This is a genomic window from Corynebacterium spheniscorum (genome assembly GCF_900113445.1).
Lineage (GTDB): Bacteria > Actinomycetota > Actinomycetes > Mycobacteriales > Mycobacteriaceae > Corynebacterium > Corynebacterium spheniscorum.
On the sequence record NZ_FOPJ01000002.1, the window covers coordinates 248,446 to 269,100 of the forward strand.

At 57.1% G+C, this 20,655-nt stretch carries 19 protein-coding genes and 3 tRNA genes; 9 read left to right on the forward strand and 13 right to left on the reverse strand.

Translation table 11 applies throughout. The features are described 5' to 3' along the window. Positions 1-10: 10 nt before the first annotated feature. Positions 11-2,050: a TPM domain-containing protein gene (locus BMZ01_RS02650; RefSeq protein ID WP_223846004.1), complete on the reverse strand. Its 2,040-nt coding sequence runs from the start codon at positions 2,048-2,050 to the stop codon at positions 11-13. Positions 2,051-2,120: 70 nt separating this feature from the next. Here BMZ01_RS02650 and BMZ01_RS02655 point away from each other — a divergent pair, with 70 nt between their 5' ends. Then, entirely contained in the window at positions 2,121-2,867 is a 747-nt protein-coding gene (locus BMZ01_RS02655) for a YdcF family protein (protein ID WP_177180024.1), read from the forward strand. Continuing rightward, a complete protein-coding gene (locus BMZ01_RS02660; RefSeq protein WP_092284135.1) occupies positions 2,867-4,129 on the forward strand; it encodes a deoxyguanosinetriphosphate triphosphohydrolase in 1,263 nt (420 codons plus the stop codon). The genes BMZ01_RS02655 and BMZ01_RS02660 overlap by 1 nt, the downstream gene beginning before the upstream one ends. 29 nt (positions 4,130-4,158) lie before the next feature. Here BMZ01_RS02660 and BMZ01_RS02665 read toward each other — a convergent pair whose 3' ends face one another. Both BMZ01_RS02665 and BMZ01_RS02670 read right to left on the reverse strand, forming a co-directional pair. After that, on the reverse strand, positions 4,159-4,443 hold the full coding sequence (locus BMZ01_RS02665; protein WP_143067430.1) for a hypothetical protein: 285 nt from the start codon (positions 4,441-4,443) through the stop codon (positions 4,159-4,161). After that, the gene (locus BMZ01_RS02670) at positions 4,421-4,897 is read right to left on the reverse strand and encodes a guanyl-specific ribonuclease (RefSeq protein WP_092284252.1); all 477 of its coding nucleotides are present in this window, start codon (positions 4,895-4,897) and stop codon (positions 4,421-4,423) included. Before BMZ01_RS02670 ends, BMZ01_RS02665 begins: the two co-directional genes overlap by 23 nt. 180 nt (positions 4,898-5,077) lie before the next feature. On the opposite strand from BMZ01_RS02670, the gene dnaG reads away from it, so the two are divergent. Then, positions 5,078-6,976 (forward strand): DNA primase, encoded by a 1,899-nt coding sequence (dnaG, locus tag BMZ01_RS02675; protein ID WP_092284138.1) that lies wholly within the window; start codon positions 5,078-5,080, stop codon positions 6,974-6,976. Here dnaG and BMZ01_RS02680 read toward each other — a convergent pair. Further along, positions 6,973-7,215 carry a hypothetical protein gene (locus tag BMZ01_RS02680; protein WP_092284140.1) on the reverse strand — a complete coding sequence of 81 codons (243 nt, stop codon included), beginning with the start codon at positions 7,213-7,215 and terminating at the stop codon, positions 6,973-6,975. The two genes, dnaG and BMZ01_RS02680, sit on opposite strands and share 4 nt — an antisense overlap. Positions 7,216-7,347: 132 nt before the next feature. On the opposite strand from BMZ01_RS02680, the gene BMZ01_RS02685 reads away from it, so the two are divergent. Then, positions 7,348-8,205, forward strand: a complete 858-nt coding sequence (locus tag BMZ01_RS02685) for a YwiC-like family protein (protein ID WP_092284142.1) — start codon at positions 7,348-7,350, stop codon at positions 8,203-8,205. 26 nt (positions 8,206-8,231) lie between these two features. Here BMZ01_RS02685 and BMZ01_RS02690 read toward each other — a convergent pair whose 3' ends face one another. From BMZ01_RS02690 to BMZ01_RS02705, 5 genes are all read right to left on the reverse strand, one after another. Beyond that, positions 8,232-8,882: an MBL fold metallo-hydrolase gene (locus BMZ01_RS02690; RefSeq protein WP_092284144.1), complete on the reverse strand. Its 651-nt coding sequence runs from the start codon at positions 8,880-8,882 to the stop codon at positions 8,232-8,234. After that, positions 8,879-10,057, reverse strand: coding sequence for an S-(hydroxymethyl)mycothiol dehydrogenase (locus BMZ01_RS02695; protein ID WP_092284146.1), 1,179 nt, complete (start codon positions 10,055-10,057; stop codon positions 8,879-8,881). The genes BMZ01_RS02690 and BMZ01_RS02695 overlap by 4 nt, the downstream gene beginning before the upstream one ends. 108 nt (positions 10,058-10,165) lie before the next feature. After that, entirely contained in the window at positions 10,166-10,357 is a 192-nt protein-coding gene (locus tag BMZ01_RS10970; RefSeq protein WP_143067431.1) for a hypothetical protein, read from the reverse strand. Positions 10,358-10,399: 42 nt separating this feature from the next. Then, positions 10,400-10,472 (reverse strand) — tRNA-Asn (locus BMZ01_RS02700). A gap of 246 nt (positions 10,473-10,718) precedes the next feature. After that, a tRNA-Ile gene (locus tag BMZ01_RS02705) sits at positions 10,719-10,795 on the reverse strand. Between the two features lie 70 nt (positions 10,796-10,865). On the opposite strand from BMZ01_RS02705, the gene BMZ01_RS02710 reads away from it, so the two are divergent. Together BMZ01_RS02710 and BMZ01_RS02715 are read left to right on the forward strand one after the other, a co-directional pair. Next, positions 10,866-11,690 (forward strand): serine hydrolase domain-containing protein, encoded by an 825-nt coding sequence (locus tag BMZ01_RS02710; protein WP_092284148.1) that lies wholly within the window; start codon positions 10,866-10,868, stop codon positions 11,688-11,690. 157 nt (positions 11,691-11,847) lie between these two features. Then, positions 11,848-12,207 carry a hypothetical protein gene (locus BMZ01_RS02715; RefSeq protein ID WP_092284150.1) on the forward strand — a complete coding sequence of 120 codons (360 nt, stop codon included), beginning with the start codon at positions 11,848-11,850 and terminating at the stop codon, positions 12,205-12,207. A gap of 75 nt (positions 12,208-12,282) precedes the next feature. Here the strand turns inward: BMZ01_RS02715 and BMZ01_RS02720 are convergent, their stop codons facing one another. The 3 genes from BMZ01_RS02720 to BMZ01_RS02730 form a co-directional block, all read right to left on the reverse strand. After that, positions 12,283-14,007 carry an HNH endonuclease signature motif containing protein gene (locus BMZ01_RS02720; protein ID WP_092284152.1) on the reverse strand — a complete coding sequence of 575 codons (1,725 nt, stop codon included), beginning with the start codon at positions 14,005-14,007 and terminating at the stop codon, positions 12,283-12,285. 270 nt (positions 14,008-14,277) lie between these two features. Next, entirely contained in the window at positions 14,278-15,069 is a 792-nt protein-coding gene (locus BMZ01_RS02725; RefSeq protein ID WP_092284254.1) for an HAD-IIA family hydrolase, read from the reverse strand. Positions 15,070-15,086: 17 nt separating this feature from the next. Further along, entirely contained in the window at positions 15,087-15,443 is a 357-nt protein-coding gene (locus BMZ01_RS02730) for an acyl carrier protein (protein WP_092284154.1), read from the reverse strand. A 225-nt stretch (positions 15,444-15,668) separates the two neighbouring features. Between BMZ01_RS02730 and BMZ01_RS02735 the strand changes: the two genes are divergently transcribed. Then, positions 15,669-16,700 (forward strand): alpha/beta fold hydrolase, encoded by a 1,032-nt coding sequence (locus BMZ01_RS02735; protein WP_092284156.1) that lies wholly within the window; start codon positions 15,669-15,671, stop codon positions 16,698-16,700. Positions 16,701-16,879: 179 nt separating this feature from the next. Here the strand turns inward: BMZ01_RS02735 and aceE are convergent, their stop codons facing one another. Continuing rightward, entirely contained in the window at positions 16,880-19,615 is a 2,736-nt protein-coding gene (gene aceE, locus BMZ01_RS02740) for a pyruvate dehydrogenase (acetyl-transferring), homodimeric type (protein ID WP_092284158.1), read from the reverse strand. 476 nt (positions 19,616-20,091) lie between these two features. Between aceE and BMZ01_RS02745 the strand changes: the two genes are divergently transcribed. Both BMZ01_RS02745 and BMZ01_RS02750 read left to right on the forward strand, forming a co-directional pair. Next, positions 20,092-20,472 carry a DUF3052 domain-containing protein gene (locus BMZ01_RS02745; RefSeq protein WP_223846008.1) on the forward strand — a complete coding sequence of 127 codons (381 nt, stop codon included), beginning with the start codon at positions 20,092-20,094 and terminating at the stop codon, positions 20,470-20,472. A gap of 86 nt (positions 20,473-20,558) precedes the next feature. Next, positions 20,559-20,634, forward strand: a tRNA-Val gene (locus BMZ01_RS02750). Positions 20,635-20,655 lie beyond the last annotated feature (21 nt).

Genomic DNA, 20,655 nt, shown 5'->3' on the forward strand with positions numbered 1-20,655 from the left:
TTCCCCGGGGTTAGAAGCGGCCTCCGCTGAAGCCTCCACCGCCACCACTAAATCCGCCGCCTCCGCTGAAGCCTCCACCGAAGCCGCCTCCGCCGAAGCTTCCGCCTCCGAAACCTCCACCGAAGCCGCCGCTACGGCCACCGGAGGAAAGAATCTCACCGAGGACTAGGCCGGTGAGCAAACCGCCGGAACCATTGCCGCCTTGTTGAGATTGCATCCGACGGGTGTACTCATCAATATCGTGCTCAGCGAGCTTACGGGCCTGCTCAGCGGCGCGGGCGGCACGACGGGCATGATCAATACCCTGACGAGTATCGCTGAGACGCAATTGCAATGCCTCTGCCAAGGCACGCTGGGCTTCGGCGAGTTTGGTGCGGGCCTGGCCGCGCACAATCTGGCCGCGGCTAGAGATCAGATCCTCGGCAGCTTCAACCTTGGCATTGGCAGCGCGCATCTGCTGATCGAAGAGCTTGAGTAGACGTTCCTTGGTGGTATTAGCTTCACGCAGCTTATCCAAGGTGGCATCAAGATCAGCATCCAGATCGGTCAGCTCGGCATAAGAACCAAGGGGATCGGCCTGCGCATTCTCAGCCGCAGCCTTTGCCTGATCCTGGTAGCTTTGGGTCTTTTCTTGCAGCTTCGCCCAGTCTTCACGCAAGCCCTGTGCACGGCCGCGCTCAATGAGCTGCTTGAGTTCGCGGATCTCATCATTGACTTCGGTGATGAGGTCCTTGACGTTGTCTTCAGCAACACGGATATTTTCATCAGCGTGCTCGATAGCGGCAAGCAGCTTATCGGCGGTGTTGATGGCATGCTCACCAGCACGGATCGCATCTACCAGAGCACCTTGTTCACCCGCAGGTAGCTTCTCTAAACGATGGCCTTCCGATAGCGCGGAATCAGCTTCATCGATAGCGCCCGCAGCAAGCACTTCATTATGGGCAATGCTGCCAAGCATCGAAGCAGAGTACTGCTGGTGCAATTCCTCGAGACGCTGCTTTGCTTTGGGTAGGCGGGTACGTAGATCAACGACCTGCTGGGTCATCTGAGCTAAACGATCCGGGGCGTTTACCAACAAGTTGCGCAAGTTGGCGAAGTTTTCAGCCTCCGCATCCAAGGCAGCATCCGCCATGCCACAACTGGAGACAATATCCACCAGAAGTTCGCGCTGTTGTGCCTCGGGGAGCTCCGGGCCATCGTCATAGCGACGGCGAAGCTCGAAGGCACGCTGCAGGGTAGTGGTGGAGTGGTTCATCGCCTTGGTGAAGCTACGGGTACGCTCCGGGCCGAACTCGCTGACCGCCAGATCAAGTTCCTCGCGGCCGCGGCGAATCGACTCATCTGTGGAGACAAGCTCCTCAGAGGCACGCTTATCGAGAGTGCTAATGGGCAGGCGAAGCAGGGAATCCGAATCACCAGGATCAATCGCACGCGACTGCTCCAGCGATTGTTGATCCAGGCGCTTACGGCGACGCTTCGATAATGCCCAGGCGCCAGCACCGGTGACAGCAATCGCGCCACCGCCGGCAGCTAACCAACCCTTGGATTCTGGCGACATTTCCCCAGCGGTGGAGGTTTCATCGACCAACGCATTAGCGGCGCCAGCCCAATCACTATTGACGAGGTATTCATAAGAGGCATCCCACATGCGGTCGCGCTCTGCATTCGACCAGCTTTCACCGGCAAAAAGACCAGCCTCGCGACGGTCTGGCGATACCGCGAAGACAGCTACGTTAGTGCCGCCATTAAGACGGTTCGCTTCCTTGGTCCAGGCCTCTGCGGACTGTCCATCGAAGTCATTGACGAAGACCACGAAGATGGAACGGTGGTGCTCCAACTTATAAGAGTGCAGCTTTTCTTCGAGCTGTTCTTTTTGTTGGGGGCTTAACACGCCGGCTTCATCGACGACATTTTGCTTGTAGAAGGCCGGGGCTTCAGCAAGCACGAGTGCGCCAGAGGATACCGCGGGTGTAGTAATCGGCGCTGCCCAGGCTGGGGTTGCGCCTAAGAGCACGCCGGCGCCGGCGGCGATGCCCATGAGATGAATCAATTGTGTTTTATATTTCCTCGGCGATGTCATGCGACCAGGATACCCCGCACACCTGGCAGACTGGGGAGCTGTGAAGCCAATTCTGCAACGACTCAAAAATTTTCTGCTCGCGCGCTCTGCTGTTGGGATAGTACTGACAACCTGGATAGGGGTGGGATTGCCCAGCATCTACGCCGGACGGATTATTCGCTTTGCACAACGCTCCAAAGCCCATGGGGACTATGACCTGATCGTGGTACCCGGCGCCGCTCAATATGATGGTCGACCATGCCGAACCTTTGAAGCACGCCTACGTCGCGCCGCAGAAATCTGGCAGGAGCAAGAAAACTCTTCCGAAAGCACCATCTGCGTGCTAGGTGGGAAGCTACCTGGCGATCGCTTCACCGAGGGGGAGGCAGGAGTTAATTGGCTGTCACACCGCGATATTCCGCGAGCAAACCTGCTGCCGATTACCCATGGGCATGACACTCGCGAATCTTTAAGAAAGCTATTGGAGCAGCTGGGACCCAAGGGCGCAGATATGCGCATGTTGGTGGTCACTGATCCACGCCACCTGTTGCGCTGTACGATCTTGGCTGAACGCGTGGGTTTTCGGAATGTGGAAGCCGAGGGGACGCCGTATCTTCCGGTACAACATCCGTGGACCTTATTGCATGAAATCGGGGGACTGATTGTGGTTGATATTTCCGGAATCTTTGGGCGCAATGTGGCCTCGCAGTTTGAAGATGCGCTGCGCCAAGTAGCGGTATGGTTAAAGCCCTCCCGCAAAGCTCGGTTTGATCAGCTGCATCAAGAAAAGGAAGAGCGTGAAAAATAATGTATTCCTATTCGGAAGCTGATGCGCAGCGGCGGACAACCGAAGCGCCCAAAGGCTCGAGGATGACCAAGGGGGATGTGGATCATCGCGGAGAATTCTCCCGAGACCGAGCCCGAGTACTGCACTCTGCGGCTTTGCGACGCCTAGCGGATAAAACCCAAGTGGTGGGGCCACGGGATGGTGATACCCCACGCACGCGCTTGACGCACTCCCTGGAGGTCGCACAGATCTCTCGTGGTATTGGGGAGGGGTTGGGTTTGGACCCTGATCTCAGCGAGCTTGCTGGATTAACGCACGATATTGGGCACCCGCCCTATGGGCACAATGGGGAAAGAGCGTTGAATGAATTAGCCAGCGAATGCGGTGGTTTTGAAGGCAATGCCCAAACGCTTCGGATCCTCACCCGGCTAGAACCGAAGATCGTAGATGAACATGGCCAGTCTTTTGGATTGAATTTAACGCGCGCTGCTTTGGATGCGGCCTGTAAATACCCGCGCGTTGCGGGAAGTGCCAAGAAATATGGTGCTTATGCCGAAGATGCGGAAATTCTTGCTTGGGTGCGCGCCGGGAGGCAGCCAGGCGATCAGCGAGCAAGTATGGAAGCACAGGCCATGGACTGGGCAGATGATATTGCCTATTCCGTGCACGATGTGGAAGACGCGATCGTATCTGGCCGCGTGAACCTCAATGTGCTCTGGGATTTGGTCGAGTTAGCTGCACTGGCGGAAAAGGGGGTTCAAGCTTATGGCGGTGATGCGAACCAACTCATTGAGGCAGCTGGTTTCCTACGCCAATTAGATGTGGTGGGAGCTGCGGCCGCCTTCGATGGATCCTTAAGCTCCTTGGTGGCCATGAAGGCGATGACCTCGGAGCTCGTGGGCCGCTATGTGGGGGCCACTATTGCGGCAACAAGGCAGGCTCAAGATGGTCCTCTTGGCCGGGAACATGGCGAGCTGATTATTCCGCCCGAGGCACTGGCGGAAGTCACGCTCTTAAAAACCATTGCTGTGCTTTATGTGATGGAAGATCCCGGGCATTTGGCTCGACAGGATCGCCAACGCGAGCGCATGTACACGGTGTATGAGTACCTCAACGTGATGGCTCCGGAAGCGTTGGATCCGGTGTTTGCGCAGTGGTGGCGGGAAGCAGAAAGCGATGCTGCTCGCCAGCGCGTGATTATTGATCAGATGGCCTCGATGACGGAATCAAGGCTGGAATATACGGCGCGCTTGGCGGCAGATATCTCAGGATTCTTAAGCTAAGGAAGCGCCTGGTGCTTGTGGGTTGTGTCCTAGCGCTGCAGGCGCACCTTGACGTCTTGTAGGACCTCTTGGATGGCTTTGGTGTCGGCCTCATCGAGTCGCCAATCTGAGCAGACAATGGACTTGATGCAAAACTCGCGAAGCAGATCTGCCATGCCATCAAGATTGCGGGGGATGACAAAATTCTGGGTTTCCCCGGTGTGGCAGCAAGGATGTGCAGCATGCGCCAGGGCGGTGTAGAGGTCCTGGCGGGAAGTAATCGGGGTGGTGATGAGGATGGGGTTCTCGGTATTAAGAAGCATCGGGGATCTCACAGAAGGACTCGTAGTGGTCACCGGTGTAATACCAGTGCTGTGGGTTCTGTGCCGGGTCGCCGCCGGTCACAATACGGCGTTCGCCTCGGTGATGAACGCCCGGAGTTTCCACGGTGTACTCGCGATAATAAGACTTCTTTTCCTTCGGCAGGTGAGATTGATAGTTGCCGAAGTGGACGCCATCATTATTGGGGTAGGGGAAAGGCCCACCATCTTTAATCAGGTTGATGGTCGTCAGGGTCTCCGGAGGCAAGGTAGCCACGGGGCAGGTAGTGACCCCCGAATCCCGGTGGTTGTCATGGGCTTTGGGTTTATGTGCCTGCGTTGATTTTTCGCTCTGCATGGCAGTGGTGGCTGTGGGCGCGGAGCTAACCGTCGTGGTGCTGGTTGCGGTGGTGGATTCTTCGCTATCGCCACCGAAGAATCCGAAGACGCTATCGCCAAACCAGGCCATGCCGATGATGAAGAGAATCCCGAGGAAACCCCAGGGTCCACCGGCACCTTTGGTGCCTTCTGAGGCTTCGGTTGAGTTGTTCTCATCCGAACCTGATGATTTTGCCATGGCGCTATCCTCCCACGCTTGGGGTGAAAGTCTAATCACGGGGTCCTAGTTTGAAGCGGTATCGTGGCTAGCATGGCTAAGGGAAGGATTCCGGAAAGCGATATTGCCGCGATCCGCGAGCGCACCCCCATCGAGGAGATCGTTGGGGAATATGTGCAGCTCAAACCGGCAGGAGCGGACTCACTCAAGGGCTTGAGTCCCTTTAAAGAAGAACGCACCCCAAGTTTCCATGTGCGCCCAAACCGTGGTTATTACCACTGCTTTTCCACCGACCAGGGTGGCGATGTTTTTAGCTTCCTCATGGAAATGGAGCACCTGACTTTCCCCGAGGCCGTGGAATTATGTGCCGAAAAAATCGGGTATCACATTAATTACCAAGGTGGTGGGCCAGGGCGCCGCGAGGAACCCGGTACCCGCCAGCGCATGGTGGCGATTAATAAAGCAGCGCACGAGTTTTATGTAGAGCAACTAGAGCAACCAGGAGATGGACCCAGCAAGGCCCGGAATTTCCTTTTGGAACGCGGTTTTACCGTGGAGCACGCTCACCAATTTGGTTGCGGTTATGCCCCAGAAGGCTGGGATGCGCTGACCAAGCTGCTGCTGCGTAAGGGCTATAGTGCCAAGGAATTAGTGGCGGCGGGTGTTAGCTCGATGGGGCGCCGCGGCCCGATTGATCGCTTCCGGCGCCGGCTGCTCTGGCCGATTCGGAACTTAGCTGGGGATGTCATTGGCTTTGGCGCCCGCAAGCTTTATGACGATGATCCGATGGGTAAATATATGAACACCCCGGATTCACTGTTGTATAAGAAATCCAACGTGCTGTTTGGGTTGGATATGGCAAAAAAACATATTGCCCAGGGACACCAAGCCGTGGTTGTTGAAGGCTATACCGATGTGATGGCGATGCACGCTGCCGGAATTAAAACCGCGGTTGCTGCCTGCGGTACCGCTTTTGGTCAAGAACACTTGCAGATCCTGCGGCGCCTGATGCTGGATGATAACTATTTCCGTGGGGAATTGATCTACACCTTCGATGGCGATGAGGCTGGGCAGAAAGCTGCTTTCCGGGCTTTTGAAGGTGATCAAAAATTCACTGGGCAGTCCTTTGTCGCAGTGGCCCCAGAGGGTATGGATCCCTGCGATGTGCGTTTGCAACGTGGCGATGCTGCGCTTCGGGATTTGATTGCACAACGTGTGCCCATGTTTGAGTTCGTCTTAAAGGCGATGCTCGCCGAACACCGCTTGGACACTATTGAAGGCCGCCTGCAAGCGCTACGCCGCACGGTGCCGGTGGTGGCTGATATTCGGGACCGCACCTTGCAAACCGAATATGCCCGACAATTAGCGGGTTGGATTGGTTGGGCAGATATTGACCAAGTGGTTGCCCAAGTTCGGGAAGCTGCCACTAAGCCAAAGAAAGAAGTGCAACAACGCCGGGCGACGCGGGTCGAGGATGTGCCGGCGCAGGCGCAATCTAATTTTGAGATGCCGGACCCAGAGGATCACTATTTGTGGCCGCAGCGGGAATCTTTGAAGATTGCGCTGCAATACCCGCAATTAGCGGGCGCCTATTTTGATGGCTTAGCAGCAGATTGTTTTAGCCACCCGGCATATCAGCGGGTACGCCAAGCAATTGCGCATGCTGGGGGTTGTGCTTCGGCTAGCGCCGGGGTGCAGTGGATTGCCTCGGTTGCTGGCGATATGGAGGAACTACTGGGTAGGTCCTTGGTCTCGCAGTTGGCGGTGGAAGAAATTCCGGTGGATTCCGAGCAGCTGGAAAGCTATATTGACGCGGTGCTATCCCGACTCCAAGCCGCGCGCGTGGCGAACCATATTGCGCAGTTGAAGGTGCAGCTAAGCCGCATGCGACCCCAAGAAGATGAGGAAGCCTATAACTCGCTCTTCGCGGATTTATTGGCCTTAGAGCAAGCCCGGCAGGAGTTAACCAACCGGGCTTTTAGGGAACCTTAATCGTGATCTGGTTCTAGCACCGTAGAACCATCATCGGTGCGAATATTCTTGACTTCCTTCATGCGTGGTTGGGGGTCAAGTTTATTGGCGACCGCTTTACGGGTGGCATTCAAAGCAGTTTTGGTGACTGGGGAGTTCACCGCTGCCTGATACCCCTTCTTGATCTGGTCGTAGCGGCGACGACCGGCTTTCGTGCCGAAGACATAGCCGGCGGCAGCACCGATAACGAACTGGATCATGAATGACGCACCTTTCCGAACATCTGCGAAATCCTCATACCCCCACCACTGTAGTGGCCTCTTCCTCAGGCGGTAGGGAGAGGACTAGGCTCTACAACAAAAGTATGAGACTACCAAAGGAAGCGAAGCGACGTGCCTGACACTAAAGCTCCTGCCAAGAAGAAACGCCATGGAATTAATCCTTGGGTCCCGAACCAGCACGGCGCCTGGCCCATGGTTGTTATCCCGGTAGTACTGGGCACCATCGTTGGTCTCATTGGTACTAACTACCTGCGCCCCAGCCAAATGCTGGCCCTACTGTTGACCTGGGTTAGCTGGATTATTGGCTATTGCTGCTTCTTCGCCGCTGGCTTGTTGTTGAAAGCGCGACGCCGCTCTAATCGGGGCCGCTACCTCAAACCAACCCTGGTGTATGGGGTGATCTCGCTGCTGGCACTGCTGGGGGCAGTGGCACTGTTCCCGCAGTTGCTGTGGTGGGCGATTGCCTTTGCTCCCTTGGTGATTATTGCGGTGGAAGAAATGTGGCGGGGCCAACCACGTTCCACCTTGTCTGGTGTGGCAACGACCATTGCTTCGGCTTTGGTTCTGCCAGTCACAACGGCCTTGGCCTATGGCAATGGGCATCCGGCGGAAGTGGATTGGCGCACCTGGGCGAGCACTTTTGTGATCGCTGCATATTTCACCGGCACGGTGCCCTATGTGAAATCCATGATCCGCGCTCGCGGCAATAAGCGTTATCTCAAAGGCTCGATTGCTTATCAGGTAATTGCCGCTGCCATCACGATGTGGGCGGTGCTTTTTGTGGGTATGCACTGGCTGCCCGCCGGTCTCATGATCGGTGTGATGGTGTGGGCGGTATATCGCTCGATTGCGGTGCCGCGCTCGGCGGATCGTGGTGCAGTGTGGACCCCGGAACGGGTTGGAAAAGCAGAAATGCCGCTGAATTTCGTCCTTATTGTGGCGGTAATTCTAGCGGCAATTCTGTCGTGATCTGTGGCAGTTAGCTGCGGCGGGGTTTAGTAGCCGCGTTTAATCCACTCTTCCAAGTGCGGGGCTTCGCGACCAATGGTGGTGTGGTCGCCGTGCCCGGTGCGCACGATGGTTTCTTCCGGGAGAGTCAGAAGATTATCCCGGATGGAATCAATGATGGTGTCGAAATCCGAGTAGGAACGACCAGTGGCGCCGGGGCCTCCGCTAAAGAGGGTGTCGCCGCTGAAGAGTTCTGCGGCTTCTGGGGCATAGAAGCAGCAGGAACCGGGGGAGTGGCCAGGAGTGTTGATGGTTACCAGCTCAGTGCCGGCAACCTTGAAGCGGTCGCCATGCTTGAGCTCTTGGTGGTCAACATCTTTCCAAGTCTGTTCCCAGAGCATCTGATCACCAGGATGCAAGAAAATGGGAGCATCTAGCTGCTCGCGTAATTGCGGAGCAACGGTGATGTGATCGTTATGCCCATGCGAACAGAGGATTCCTAGCACCTTACGTCCGCCCACGGCGTCGATAATGGGCTCAGCATTATGGGCAGCGTCGACGATGACACATTCTGAATCATCACCAATCACCCAAATGTTGTTATCAACTTCCCATTCGCCACCATCTAAAGCGAAGATTCCGCTGGTGACGACATGGTCGATCCGTAGGTCGCCTTGTTTTTTGATTTGGCTGCTCATAGGACAACCACCGAACGCAGCACATTGCCGCCGGCCATAGTCTTAAACGCCTCCTCGACGCCATCGAGCTCGATGCGTTCAGTGACGAACTTCTCGAGCGGCAGGCGTCCTTGTAGTTGCAGGTTAACCAACATGGGGAAGTCATGCTCCGGCAGGCAGTCGCCATACCAGGAGGACTTCAGGGAACCGCCGCGGCCGAAAACGTCCAGCAGCGGAAGCTTTAATTCACGCTTGGGAGCGGGAACGCCGACCAACACAACGCGGCCAGCCAGGTCGCGGGCATAGAATGCCTGCTCATAGGTGGCCGGGATGCCCACGGCATCGACTACGGCATCGGCACCGAAACCATCGGTAATCTCGCGGACCTTCTGGACCACCGGATCATTATCGCCGGTTTCGCCATTGGCGAGATCCTTGGAATTAATGGTGTGGGTGGCGCCGAATTCCTTGGCGCGCTCCAGCTTATCGTCGGCAATGTCAATGGCGATGATGGTGGTCGCACCGGCGAGCTTAGCGCCGGCGATGGCGGCCATGCCTACGCCACCGAGACCGATGACGGCGATGGATTCGCCGCGTTTAATATCCGCGGTGTGGATGGCGGCACCGAGGCCAGCCATGACGCCGCAGCCGAGTAGGCCAGCGACGGCGGGGTCGGCTTCGGGGTTGACTTTGGTGCACTGACCTTCGTGGACGATGGTGGCGTCGCAAAAAGCGCCGATGCCGAGCGCCGGGGTGAGTTCGGTGCCATCGCTAAGAGTCATCTTCTTGGAAGCGTTGTGGGTGTTGAAGCAGTACTTCGGTTCCCCACGCTTACAAGCGCGGCATTCGCCGCAGACTGCGCGCCAGTTAAGGACGACGAAGTCGCCCACCTCGACGTGGCTAACGGCATCGCCGATTTCGATAACCTTGCCGGCGGCCTCGTGGCCGAGCAGGAAGGGGTAGGCGTCTTCGATGTCGCCATTGCGATAAGCGAGGTCGGTGTGGCAGACACCGCAGGCCTGGATTTCTACGATGACGTCGTGGGCGCCGGGGGCGGGGACCACGATGTCGGTGAGTTCTACCGGCTCACCCTTGGCGCGGGAGATGATGCCGCGGACGATGCGGGAGCCATCTTCTTGTTGTTGGATATGGGACTGAGTATCTGACTGTTCAGAGTTCTTACTAATAGTGCTCATAGGTAATAGTGTACGGATCCGTGGTGATAATGACGAAATACCTTTTAATGGGGCTGAAGAGCGGGGCTGAGCTTTAGGGAACGATTGTTTTTCCTGTATAAACAACATTTACATCACGAGGTTGGGGTGTGTTGTTTTGGGTGTTGTTTGGGGCGGGTGCGGGAGCGTGGTGGGAGTGTGGTGTGGGTGCGGGCTACTCGCGTTGGTGGGGGAGGGGGCGCGGTAAACCGTGGATTCTTGGCGGGCATCAGCGGGGGCGCGGGCCGACGGTATGCGGATCTCGGGGAAAGCCCAGAGCATGCGAAAAAGGCCAGGAGCGCTGGTGTTCCTGGCCTTGAGTTGCTCCCCCAACTGGACTCGAACCAGTAACCCTTCGATTAACAGTCGAATGCTCTGCCAATTGAGCTATGGGGGAATATGTCGCTTTGGTCTTTTCTTGGCGACGAGGGATAACTATATATACCCCCTTGGAGAACAGCAAATTGCCTGGTAGGTCGGGGGTTTTGGGTGGGGTGTGGGTGGGTTAAGGTGTGCGCCAAAAACATGCCAAAAACATGCCAAAAATGTGTCAGAAATGTGGTTGGGGTGTGGCTGGGCGTGGGGCTGGGCGTGGGGCTGATATGACAAAACCCCTGGCCAGGTGTGACCAGGGGAATGTTCATGGTGGGGCCAGTGGGGCTCGAACCCACGACCAGCGGATTATGAGTCCGCGGCTCTAACCGACTGAGCTATAGCCCCGTTTGCTCGGGTAAGTATACCCAGTGCGCTATGTGTTCCGCTTATGACGCGGCCGGGTACGATATCCCCCATGACTCAGACGCCTTCCACGGCCCTCCGCAGCCTTGAATCGTGGCCGGTTAAGAACGTCTCTGCCGCCCTAATTGATGGCGAGCACGAGTGGACCTTTGGTGATTGCGATCGCGAGTATGAGCTCGCGAGTGTCACTAAGTTGCTCACTGCCTATGCCTTCTTGGTGGCTCTGGAAGAAGGGGTCTATGAACTGGACACTGCGTGCGAGTCGTTGCCGGGTGCAACTGTGGAGCATTTGCTGGCGCACGCGTCTGGTGTCGGATTTATGGATCGTTCTGCGGAGCGCGAGGTAGGGGAGAGGCGGATCTATTCTTCTGCTGGTTTCGAGATTCTGGCGGACCTGTTGGAGGAGCGCTCCGGGATTAGCTTTCAGGACTACTTCCGGGAAGCTGTTTGTAAGCCACTCGGGTTAGAGCACACTGAGCTCAGGGGATCGCCTGGTCATGGTGCTTATTCCACGGTCAATGACTTGGTGATTTTCGCCCGCGAGCTCATGCACCCCACGATGCTTCACCAAAGCACCTTGGACAACGCCTTCTCGGTGCACTTCCCTGAGCTGGTTGGCTTAGTGCCTGGCTATGGCATGTTCAAACCCTGTCCTTGGGGGCTTGGGTTTGAAATCAAGGGCGAAAAGCAACCGCACTGGACCGCGCCGGAGATGCCCGCTGAAACTGTGGGGCACTTCGGCCAGGCGGGTACCTTCCTGTGGCTGGTGCCGGGCGCGGAGCGGGCGATGGTGTGCTTGACTGATCGTCCTTTTGGCAAGTGGGCGAAACCCTTGTGGGAGGACGCCAATGAAGCCATCTGGGAGGCGCTGGGATAAACCTCAACTTGAGGTTTATTAAACAGGGGATAAAGCCGAACTTGAGGGTTGCTGCTGTGACTCTAGGTGCCGCATGATCGTTCTGTCATAAGAAGTGGCTCACGTGCCAGAACGAGAACGTTGGGGAAGACGATCCTCGTCTGACAAGGAGCACACTATGACACCCTCGGCCCTAGAGCTGCCTATTCCAACCCCTGTTGAGGAATTAACAAAGGACTACACCTATAGCGCTAACTCCGAAGTAGTTGTCTTGACTATCGAGGCGATGCCTCGAGGACTTAGACCCGTTGTGGAAGCTTTAATGGTGGACTGCTTATCCACTCCTAGCGACCTGTGCATGCCCGGAGCTGATCCGCTTAACGATGACGGATGGTTTACTGCATGGCAACGTGACCCTAAGGGTTTACGCTGCCGTCAGATTCTTGCGGCGCCCGCGGCTGAGCTGCACAGCTTTACCGACGAGCTCGATAAGCTCAGCGAGCAATACCACTTCGATGCTGCGCTTGAACAGGCTTAGGGGAGCGGGAGGCGGAGCGCCGCGTCAGGCAGAGCGCCAACCGCACCGACAGCTAACCGCACCGACAACCAACCATTAAGCCGGTCGCCGGCGGTACTTCCCCCAGGTAATTCCCCAATGGGAGCCGGTCGTCTCAGCTAAGGGACCTTCTGGCCGGGTAGTTACCTGAACACCATTCGGATAGGTGAAGATCGCGGTGCCATCGTGTCTCATAAAAGCACGCATCCGGCCATCAGTTTTCTGACAGTGGTGCCGGCGGCACAGGCACATCATATTGCCGATGGTGGTGGGGCCATCGTCGTCATACTCAATGACATGGTCGATATCGCATAACTCAGCTTCGCGTTGGCAACCAGGTGCTCGGCACGTGCCATCCCGGCCGAAAACAAACGCTCTTTGTGCGTCATTGGGATCATGGCAGTCGAGGATCACCTCGGGGATATCAGTCAGATCGCGGACCTTGTTGACCAACTTGGCCATGGCCTTTTGTTGCACCACTCGAAGGTAGAAGCCGCGCTCCAAGTACTTGGGTTGGCCACCAGGCGGACCATAGGTATTCAAGGTGACATTGACCTTCACGTTGTCCCATAACAGGCTAAGGAACGCATCAATGGGATTGATGACGTCTATCTCCGGGCGAGGGAAGGCATGCAGGCGCATCGACATCAAGGTTTTCTCAGCCATCTCCGTTGCAAGAGCTTCGGAGATATTTTGATCCCTGGCGACCTCCCGAATCTTTTCTAGGAAGCCTTCGCGCCGTTGCCAAAACACCATCAGGTCTTCACTCGGACCATGCACACCCTCCCTAGCCTGGATAGCCTTGCGTTGAACATGAACCTGTCGCTTTTGTACTGCCCTTTCCAGTGCAAGGATCTCGTGGACTTCGGCCCGCACTCGCAGCTCCGCAGTTCCATCGCTGCGGTCGTAGCGGAAGCGTAAGCCACGTTCCCGAGCACTGGCGCTAGATCCATCCTGGTTCTTTTCTAAAGTCTCCGGGCAAAGCTTTTGTTTCAAGCGGCGGATGAAAATTCCAATCGCCTGCGGAGAGGGGATTTCTTGGGCAACTTCAGTCGGCGTCAGATAACGAGTGATCTCTTCATCCATGGTGGGCATCACCCGTTGCGGCACGAAACGCAATCCACGATCAATAGTGTTGCGACGAGCCGTATCTAAGTGCCAGAGGTTGACAAAAAGGTGCTTCAGCTTCGGCAAGGACTCCAAAATAGCCACCCCACCAAGGCTCTCCTTCGCCTGCTGGTGAGTGCGAGCAAATTCCATCGCACACAAAGCTGCAACGGTGTCGAGGTCTTCCTGATCTTCCGGCAGTTTCTCGGCCCAATACTCGAATTCGGCGATATTCACGCGGCGGAAGGTTTGATGCTCCGGGTCATTCGGATTAGCCGCATAGAAATACGGCTTCTTCCGCGGCGGGGAGGGTGGCGCCGCCGGAGGAGCCTCCTCAACAACAAGCTCGCCCTCAATAGCCCCGGGATCACCTCCTTCCGGGGGTATTCCCTGGTCGTCGAAGGCCTCCGATGTGCCGCCGATGGCCTCCGCCTCAACGTCAATCGGCTCAGGTTTAGGTTCCTCCGGGTCGGGGAAATAATGGCCGTGGCCTACCGGCTCGCCAAGTAGAACCTCGCCATAACCCCACGCAAAATCCATGCCCGGATGAGGCAGTGGCTGTAATACATGAAGCAGGCGAGTGAGGGTTAGCGATAGCGGCGTTACCCAGCTACACCAGGGGAAATAGCTAATCATGGTGGAGTAGTAGTCGCGCCAGGTGAACTTCTTAAACATTGGAGCCCCCGAAGTCTTTCGCTCAAAATTAAAGATTCATTGGCTCTCATCATGCTCAGCGTCCGGGTCACAGCTACCCCCGCCATTTTCGAACGCCAATTTCTGAAACGACACTATCTGCACAGATATTCACGTGAGGTGAAATAAAACTACCCCCGCCGTCGAGTATTACCGCAATAAACATAGTCCTGTCACCAGGGTTAGGAACGAGAAAACCCCTACCGCAACCCACCCCCGAGTCAGGCTGCGATAGGAGTCATTTCCAGCATTTTAGTCTGCAGCGAAAGGATCCTCAACACATTCCACTAAATTAGCGACAGAATCCACAACTTTAGTGGGGCGGTAGGGAAATTCTTCGATCATTCCATCATGAGAAATTCCGGAACGAACGAGCACCGTGCGCAACCCGGCCTCCAACCCGGCCTTCACATCAGTGTCCATTCGGTCCCCGATCATCACAGTGTTTTCGGAGTGCGCCCCAATAGTGTTCAGCGCTGAACGCATCATCACCGGGTTCGGTTTGCCGACATAATAGGGGTGCTTACCGGTCGCAGCGCTGATCAATGCGGCAACAGCACCAGTAGCCGGCAAAATCCCCTGCGGTGCGGGGCCAGTGACATCCGGATTCGTGCAAATAAAGCGCGCGCCATCGCGAATCAAATTAATCGCAGTGGTAATCGCTTCAAAAGAATAGGTACGGGTTTCGCCCAACACCACAAACTCCGGCGAGGAATCCGTCAAAATCCACCCTTTTTCATGCAACCCAGTCGTCAACCCCGACTCACCCACCACATACGCGGTCGCTTCCTTAACCTGCTGTGAGAGGAAGTGCGCGGTAGCTGTTGCCGAAGTCCAGATCCGCTCCGGCGGCACATCCAAACCGCTTTGCTTGAGCCGCGCAGCCAAGTCCCGCTGGGTGTAGATGGAGTTATTGGTCAACACCATGAACTCGATGCCTTTGTCATCGAGGGCTTTGAGAAAACGATCCGCGCCGGGGATCATTTCCCCTTCTTTAATGAGAACCCCATCCATATCGGATAGGTAAGAAATTTTTGAGGCCATGACGCCCATTGTGCGCCTTATTTTCCTTCCTTGCTTGCCAGCACTAAATCGACGATATCCCCGATGTTGTTGAAGCTATTCACCTCGCGCTCATCAACGCCAACCCCGAATGCTTCTTCCAACCTCACCGCAGTTTCAATCAGCGATAAGGAGCTAATAGCTAAGTCTTTCAACGCCGTGGATTCGCTAAGAGAATCCGGGTCAATATCGGCGGTTTTATTTAAGATCCGCGAGATCTCGGAAACAATAGCCTCGCGTGACTCCGCCGGCTGCTCCCCAGGCTGCGACTCCCCACGGTCCGCGGCAGCATCTCCTAACTCCTGCTTGTCGTCGAAGTTAAAACGATCGCCGAGTAACTCACCAAGTTGTGCCATGCTCTGTCCCTGCTCGCTTTCTCATTTCATCTACTGCCAGGCGCCAACCACGCGAACGCCACGCGAACGCCAGGCGCCAACCACGCGAACGCCACGCGAACGCCACGCGCAAACCACAGGACCAACCCCTGCAGCTTCCACAACAACCCGTTTTCTACTACTTCGAAAGCCAGAATACCGTGCGCATTTCTCTTCGCGCCTGGGTCACAGAATAGGCTGGTCCCTATGAGACTCAGCCCGGAGTATTGGCGCCAAGTTGGCCGCAGCGTGAGCTGGCGGATGACCCCAAGCGGTCGCCGCCGCCTTGCCCTCGAACACGCCAAGCTACACACCCGAGCTGTAGAACCCGGGCTCGACAACGTCGACCGCGAAGGCTACGTCGAATCCCATGGCAAACACATTGCCTACTATGTCGGCACCGAACCCACCCATCCACAGGCCACGGTGGTCTTCATCCACGGCTTCACCCTTTCGGCAGAAAGCTTCTTCCTGCAGGCTAAGCACCTCCGCCGCCACTGGCCTCAAGTCCGCAGTCTACTGATGGATCTTCGCGGCCACGGGCGCACCGGAACAACCCCGGTCCAAGAGTGCTCAGTGGACTACGCTGCCGATGATGTCATCGCGACCATCCGCCACTGCGCCCAGGATGATTCACCCATTATTTTGGTTGGTCATTCCCTCGGCGGCCTCGTCGCCTTCGCAGTGTTGCGCCGCATGAGCGAGCAAGAACGCCAACGCGTTGCCGGAATGGTCCTGGTTTCTACCTCCATCGATGCGCTCGCTGCCCGCGGGCTTCCGCAACTGCTCAAAACCCCCGTGGCAGAAAAGGTGCGCTCCGCGATGGAGACTTCCCCAGAGGAAGCCGCGCAATTACGCCAGGAAGCTGCGGCGATTCTCGCCCCGGCATTGGCAGCCACCGTCTTCCGGCGCCCCACCAACTACAACCTCATCGAGTTCCACGCCGCGATGATCAATGAGACGCCGCTGGAAACCTTCATCGGCTTCCTCGACGATCTCCAGGAACATCAAGAAGATCAAGCCGCACCCTATCTGCGGGATATCCGTGGGAGAATCATGGTGGGGGATAAAGATGGGGTTACCCCAATTTCGCAGGCCCGCCGCATCAAAGAACTCTGGCCCCAGGCCCGCCTGGATGTGGTCCATGACGCCGGCCACATGATCATTTTGGAGGCCCCGGAGGCGGTCAATACTGCCCTCGATGGGCTCCTCGGCGTCACCGTCCAATGCCGCCGCTAGCTTCCCCGAGACCCGTACCTTACGCCGCGCACGCCCCGCGCACCTCGCCAAGAGGCTGGGGTTTGCCGCGCCTGCCTCCCCCCCCCAACGCAAGTAGCCCGCGCCCAAACCCAAAAGAACACCGCCGCAACGCTTCCACATAGCGTTACGGCGGTGCTCTTAGGGCTTAAGCCAAGAAGCTACACAACAGTCGGGTCATCTAGCTTGTACTTCTTCGCAGCCTCAGCGGCCACGGAGCGGTCGATCTCACCGGCACGACCCAGCGCAGCCAGGATCGCCACGGTAATGGACTCCGCATCCACATTGAAGAAGCGGCGGGCAGCCGGGCGGGTATCGGAGAAACCGAAACCATCGGTACCTAGCGTGGTGTAGTCACCCGGAACCAGCTTGCGGATGGATTCCTGCAGGTCACTGGCGAAGTCCGAGACACCCACATAGGGGCCGGAAGCCTTCTTCAGCTGCTGGGTGCAGAAGGGCTCTGGCAGCTTCTCATCCGGGTAGCGCAGCTTCTCTTGGGTGCGTGCGGTACCTTCGCGAGCCAGCTCGGTCCAGGAGGTCACCGAGAAGATATTCGCGGCCACATCGTATTCCTTGAGCAGCTCGCGGGCCTTCAAGGCAGCCTGCATACCAATACCGGATGCCAGGATGCTGGCCTCATGCTTGCCGCCCTCAGCCTTTTCGAAGAGGTAGATGCCCTTGTGCAGGCCCTCTACGTCCAGGTCCTCGGGTTCGGCGGGCTGGTGCACCGGCTCGTTGTAGATGGTCATGTAGTAGATGACATCTTCGCCGCGGCCGGGGCCGTACATGCGGTCAATGCCTTCATGCACCAGGTGCGCGACTTCATAGGCGAAGGCCGGGTCATAGGACACCACAGCCGGGTTGGTGGAGGCCAGGATGGGGGAGTGGCCATCCATGTGCTGCAGGCCTTCACCGGTGAGGGTGGTGCGCCCAGCGGTAGCGCCGAAGAGGAAGCCGCGGGCCATTTGGTCAGCAGCGGCCCAGATGGAGTCACCGGTGCGCTGGAAGCCGAACATCGAGTAGAAGATATACAGCGGAATCATCGCTTCGCCGTGCGTGGCGTAGCTGGTGCCCGCAGCAATGAAGGAGGCCACCGAGCCGGCTTCGTTGATGCCTTCGTGCAGGATCTGACCATCGGTTGCTTCGCGGTAGCTCAGCATCAGATCATGGTCCACCGGCACATAGTTTTGGCCATGCGGGTTGTAGATCTTCAAGGTCGGGAACCAGGAGTCCATGCCAAAGGTACGGGCCTCATCCGGGATGATCGGCACCAGGCGCTGCTGAATCACCTTATCGCGCATGAGCTCCTTGAAGGTACGCACCACAGCCATGGTGGTGGCCACTTCTTGCTTACCGGAACCCTTGCGGACGGTGCGCAGCTTATCTAGGGAAGGAACCTGGATCGGCTCATAGCTGGTGCGGCGTTCCGGCAGGAAGCCGCCGAGCTCCTTGCGGCGCTCCAGCATGTACTTGATTTCTTCGGAATCCTTGCCGGGGTGGTAGTAGGGCGGCAGCTTCGGATCCTTCTCCAGGTCCGCATCCGAAATCGGAATGCCCTGCTTATCGCGGAAGAGCTTGAGGTCTTCGAGGCTCAGCTTCTTCATCTGGTGGGTCGCATTGCGGCCCTCGAAGTTGTGGCCGAGACCGTAGCCCTTAATGGTGTGCGCCAGGATCACGGTCGGGCGATCCTTGGTGTTCATGGCGCGCTGATAGGCGGCATAGACCTTGCGGTAGTCATGGCCACCGCGGCGCAGGTGCCAAATATCTTCATCGCTCATGTTTTCCACAAGCTTTAGGGTGCGCGGATCGCGGCCGAAGAAGTGTTCGCGCACATAGGCGCCATCATTGGCCTTGAAGGTTTGATAGTCACCATCTGGGGTGGTGTTCATGATGTGCACCAGGGCACCATCTTGATCCTTCTCCAGCAGTTCATCCCATTCGCGGCCCCACACCACCTTGATCACGGACCAGCCGGCACCGCGGAAGAAGCTTTCCAGCTCCTGGATGATCTGGGTATTGCCACGCACCGGACCATCCAAACGCTGCAGGTTGCAGTTAATAACGAAGGTCAGGTTATCGAGGTTATTCAGCGCTGCCATTTGGATGAGGCCACGAGATTCCGGCTCATCCATTTCGCCATCACCCAAGAAGGCCCACACGTGCTGCTGGGAGGTGTCCTTGATGCCGCGGTTTTGGAGGTAGCGGTTAAAGCGTGCCTGGTAAATCGCATCCATTGGGCCAAGACCCATAGACACGGTAGGGAACTCCCAGAATTTTGGCATGCCATGCGGGTGCGGGTAGGAAGGCAGACCACCTTGGGGGCGGGAGACTTCCTGGCGGAAGCCATCGAGGTCATCTTCGGTGAGGCGACCTTCGAGGAAGGCGCGGGCATAAATACCGGGGGAGGCGTGGCCCTGGAAGAAGATGTGGTCGCCGCCGCCGGGGTGATCCTTGCCGCGGAAGAAGTGGTTGAAGCCAACTTCATAGAGCGGGGCGGCACCGGCGTAGGTGGAGATGTGGCCACCCACCGAAATTCCGGGGCGTTGAGCACGGTGCACCATGATGGCGGCATTCCAGCGCATCCAGCGGCGGTAGCGCTTTTCAATTTCCTCATCACCAGGGAATTCCGGTTCCATGGAGGTGGGGATGGTGTTGACATAATCCGTCGAGAGCATCGGCGGTAGGGCAACACGCTTGGCGGATGCGCGCTCCAGCAGGCGCAGCATCAGGTAACGGGCGCGCTCCGGGCTGGACTCAGCGAGCAAGCCGTCGAGCGAATCCATCCACTCGCGGGTTTCCTCCGGGTCGGAGTCATTCAAATAAGACGCAACACCATCACGAATAATCGCGAAGTTGCTGTCGTCGGTCGGCTTGCCACCGAGCTTGTGCTCAGCCATTCCAAACCTCCTAGGGGAAAGCAATTGTTGATGTTCCCCCTAGGATACGTGCCCCGGCGCAATTCTGGCAGCCCCGCATGGACCTAGAAAAAGTGAACCGAGTTGAAAACATCGCCGGTGATCTGCAAAAACCCCGTGACCGGGCTAAATGTGCTGCTGTGTATATTCCTCATTCGCAAGCGTGTGAAGATCGCGAATATTTTGCTTTGCATACTACCTTTAGCGTCACAGTCATAAAGTTCCTTCAACGTTCCTTTAGTGACCTGGTGGAATAACTGTGCTTTGCTCGAGATCGTGGGTGGGGGTGGGCACGGGGGTAACGGGAGGCAGAGTTCCACCGTGGACGCGCCGTGCTGGTTTGATACGCGGTAATGTGCGTTTAAACAACAGGTTGTGCTTTAGATATGAGGAGGATCACGAACGTGGCAGACGCTGCGGCCACCGATAAGAATCAAGCTCACGCTTATGTCCAGAAGCTGGGCGTTAACCCAGGCCAGTCGGTGCAAGAGGTTGGCTGGGATGAAGATTGCGATAGCTCGATCTCGGAAGCAGTCGAGGACATCATCGGGGAAGAACTCATTGATGAAGACACCGATGAAATCTGCGACGTGGTCCTCATGTGGTGGCGGGAAGAAGATGGCGACCTGGTCGATGGCCTCGTCGATAGCATCCGTCCGCTGGCCCCCAATGGGCGCATTTGGTTGCTGACCCCCGGCGCCGGCAAGCCTGGACACATTGTGCCCGGGGTAATCAATGAGTCCGCGCAATTAGCTGGTTTGGTGCAAACCAAAGCGGAGCGTTTTGGTGCCTGGCAGGGCTCCTGCCTGGAACAAGTCGGGACTATTCGAAAGAGCTGAACCTAAATTTCACCCTCGGCATCGGTGGTGCTATGGTGAATCGGTCGCTGCGATGCGTGGTCCCACATACACGCTTGCATGCGCATGCGCCTCTAGCTCAGCTGGAAGAGCAGCTGGTTTACACCCAGCAGGTCGGCGGTTCGAGCCCGTCGGGGCGCACCACTTTTTCTGCCTCCAAGGCAG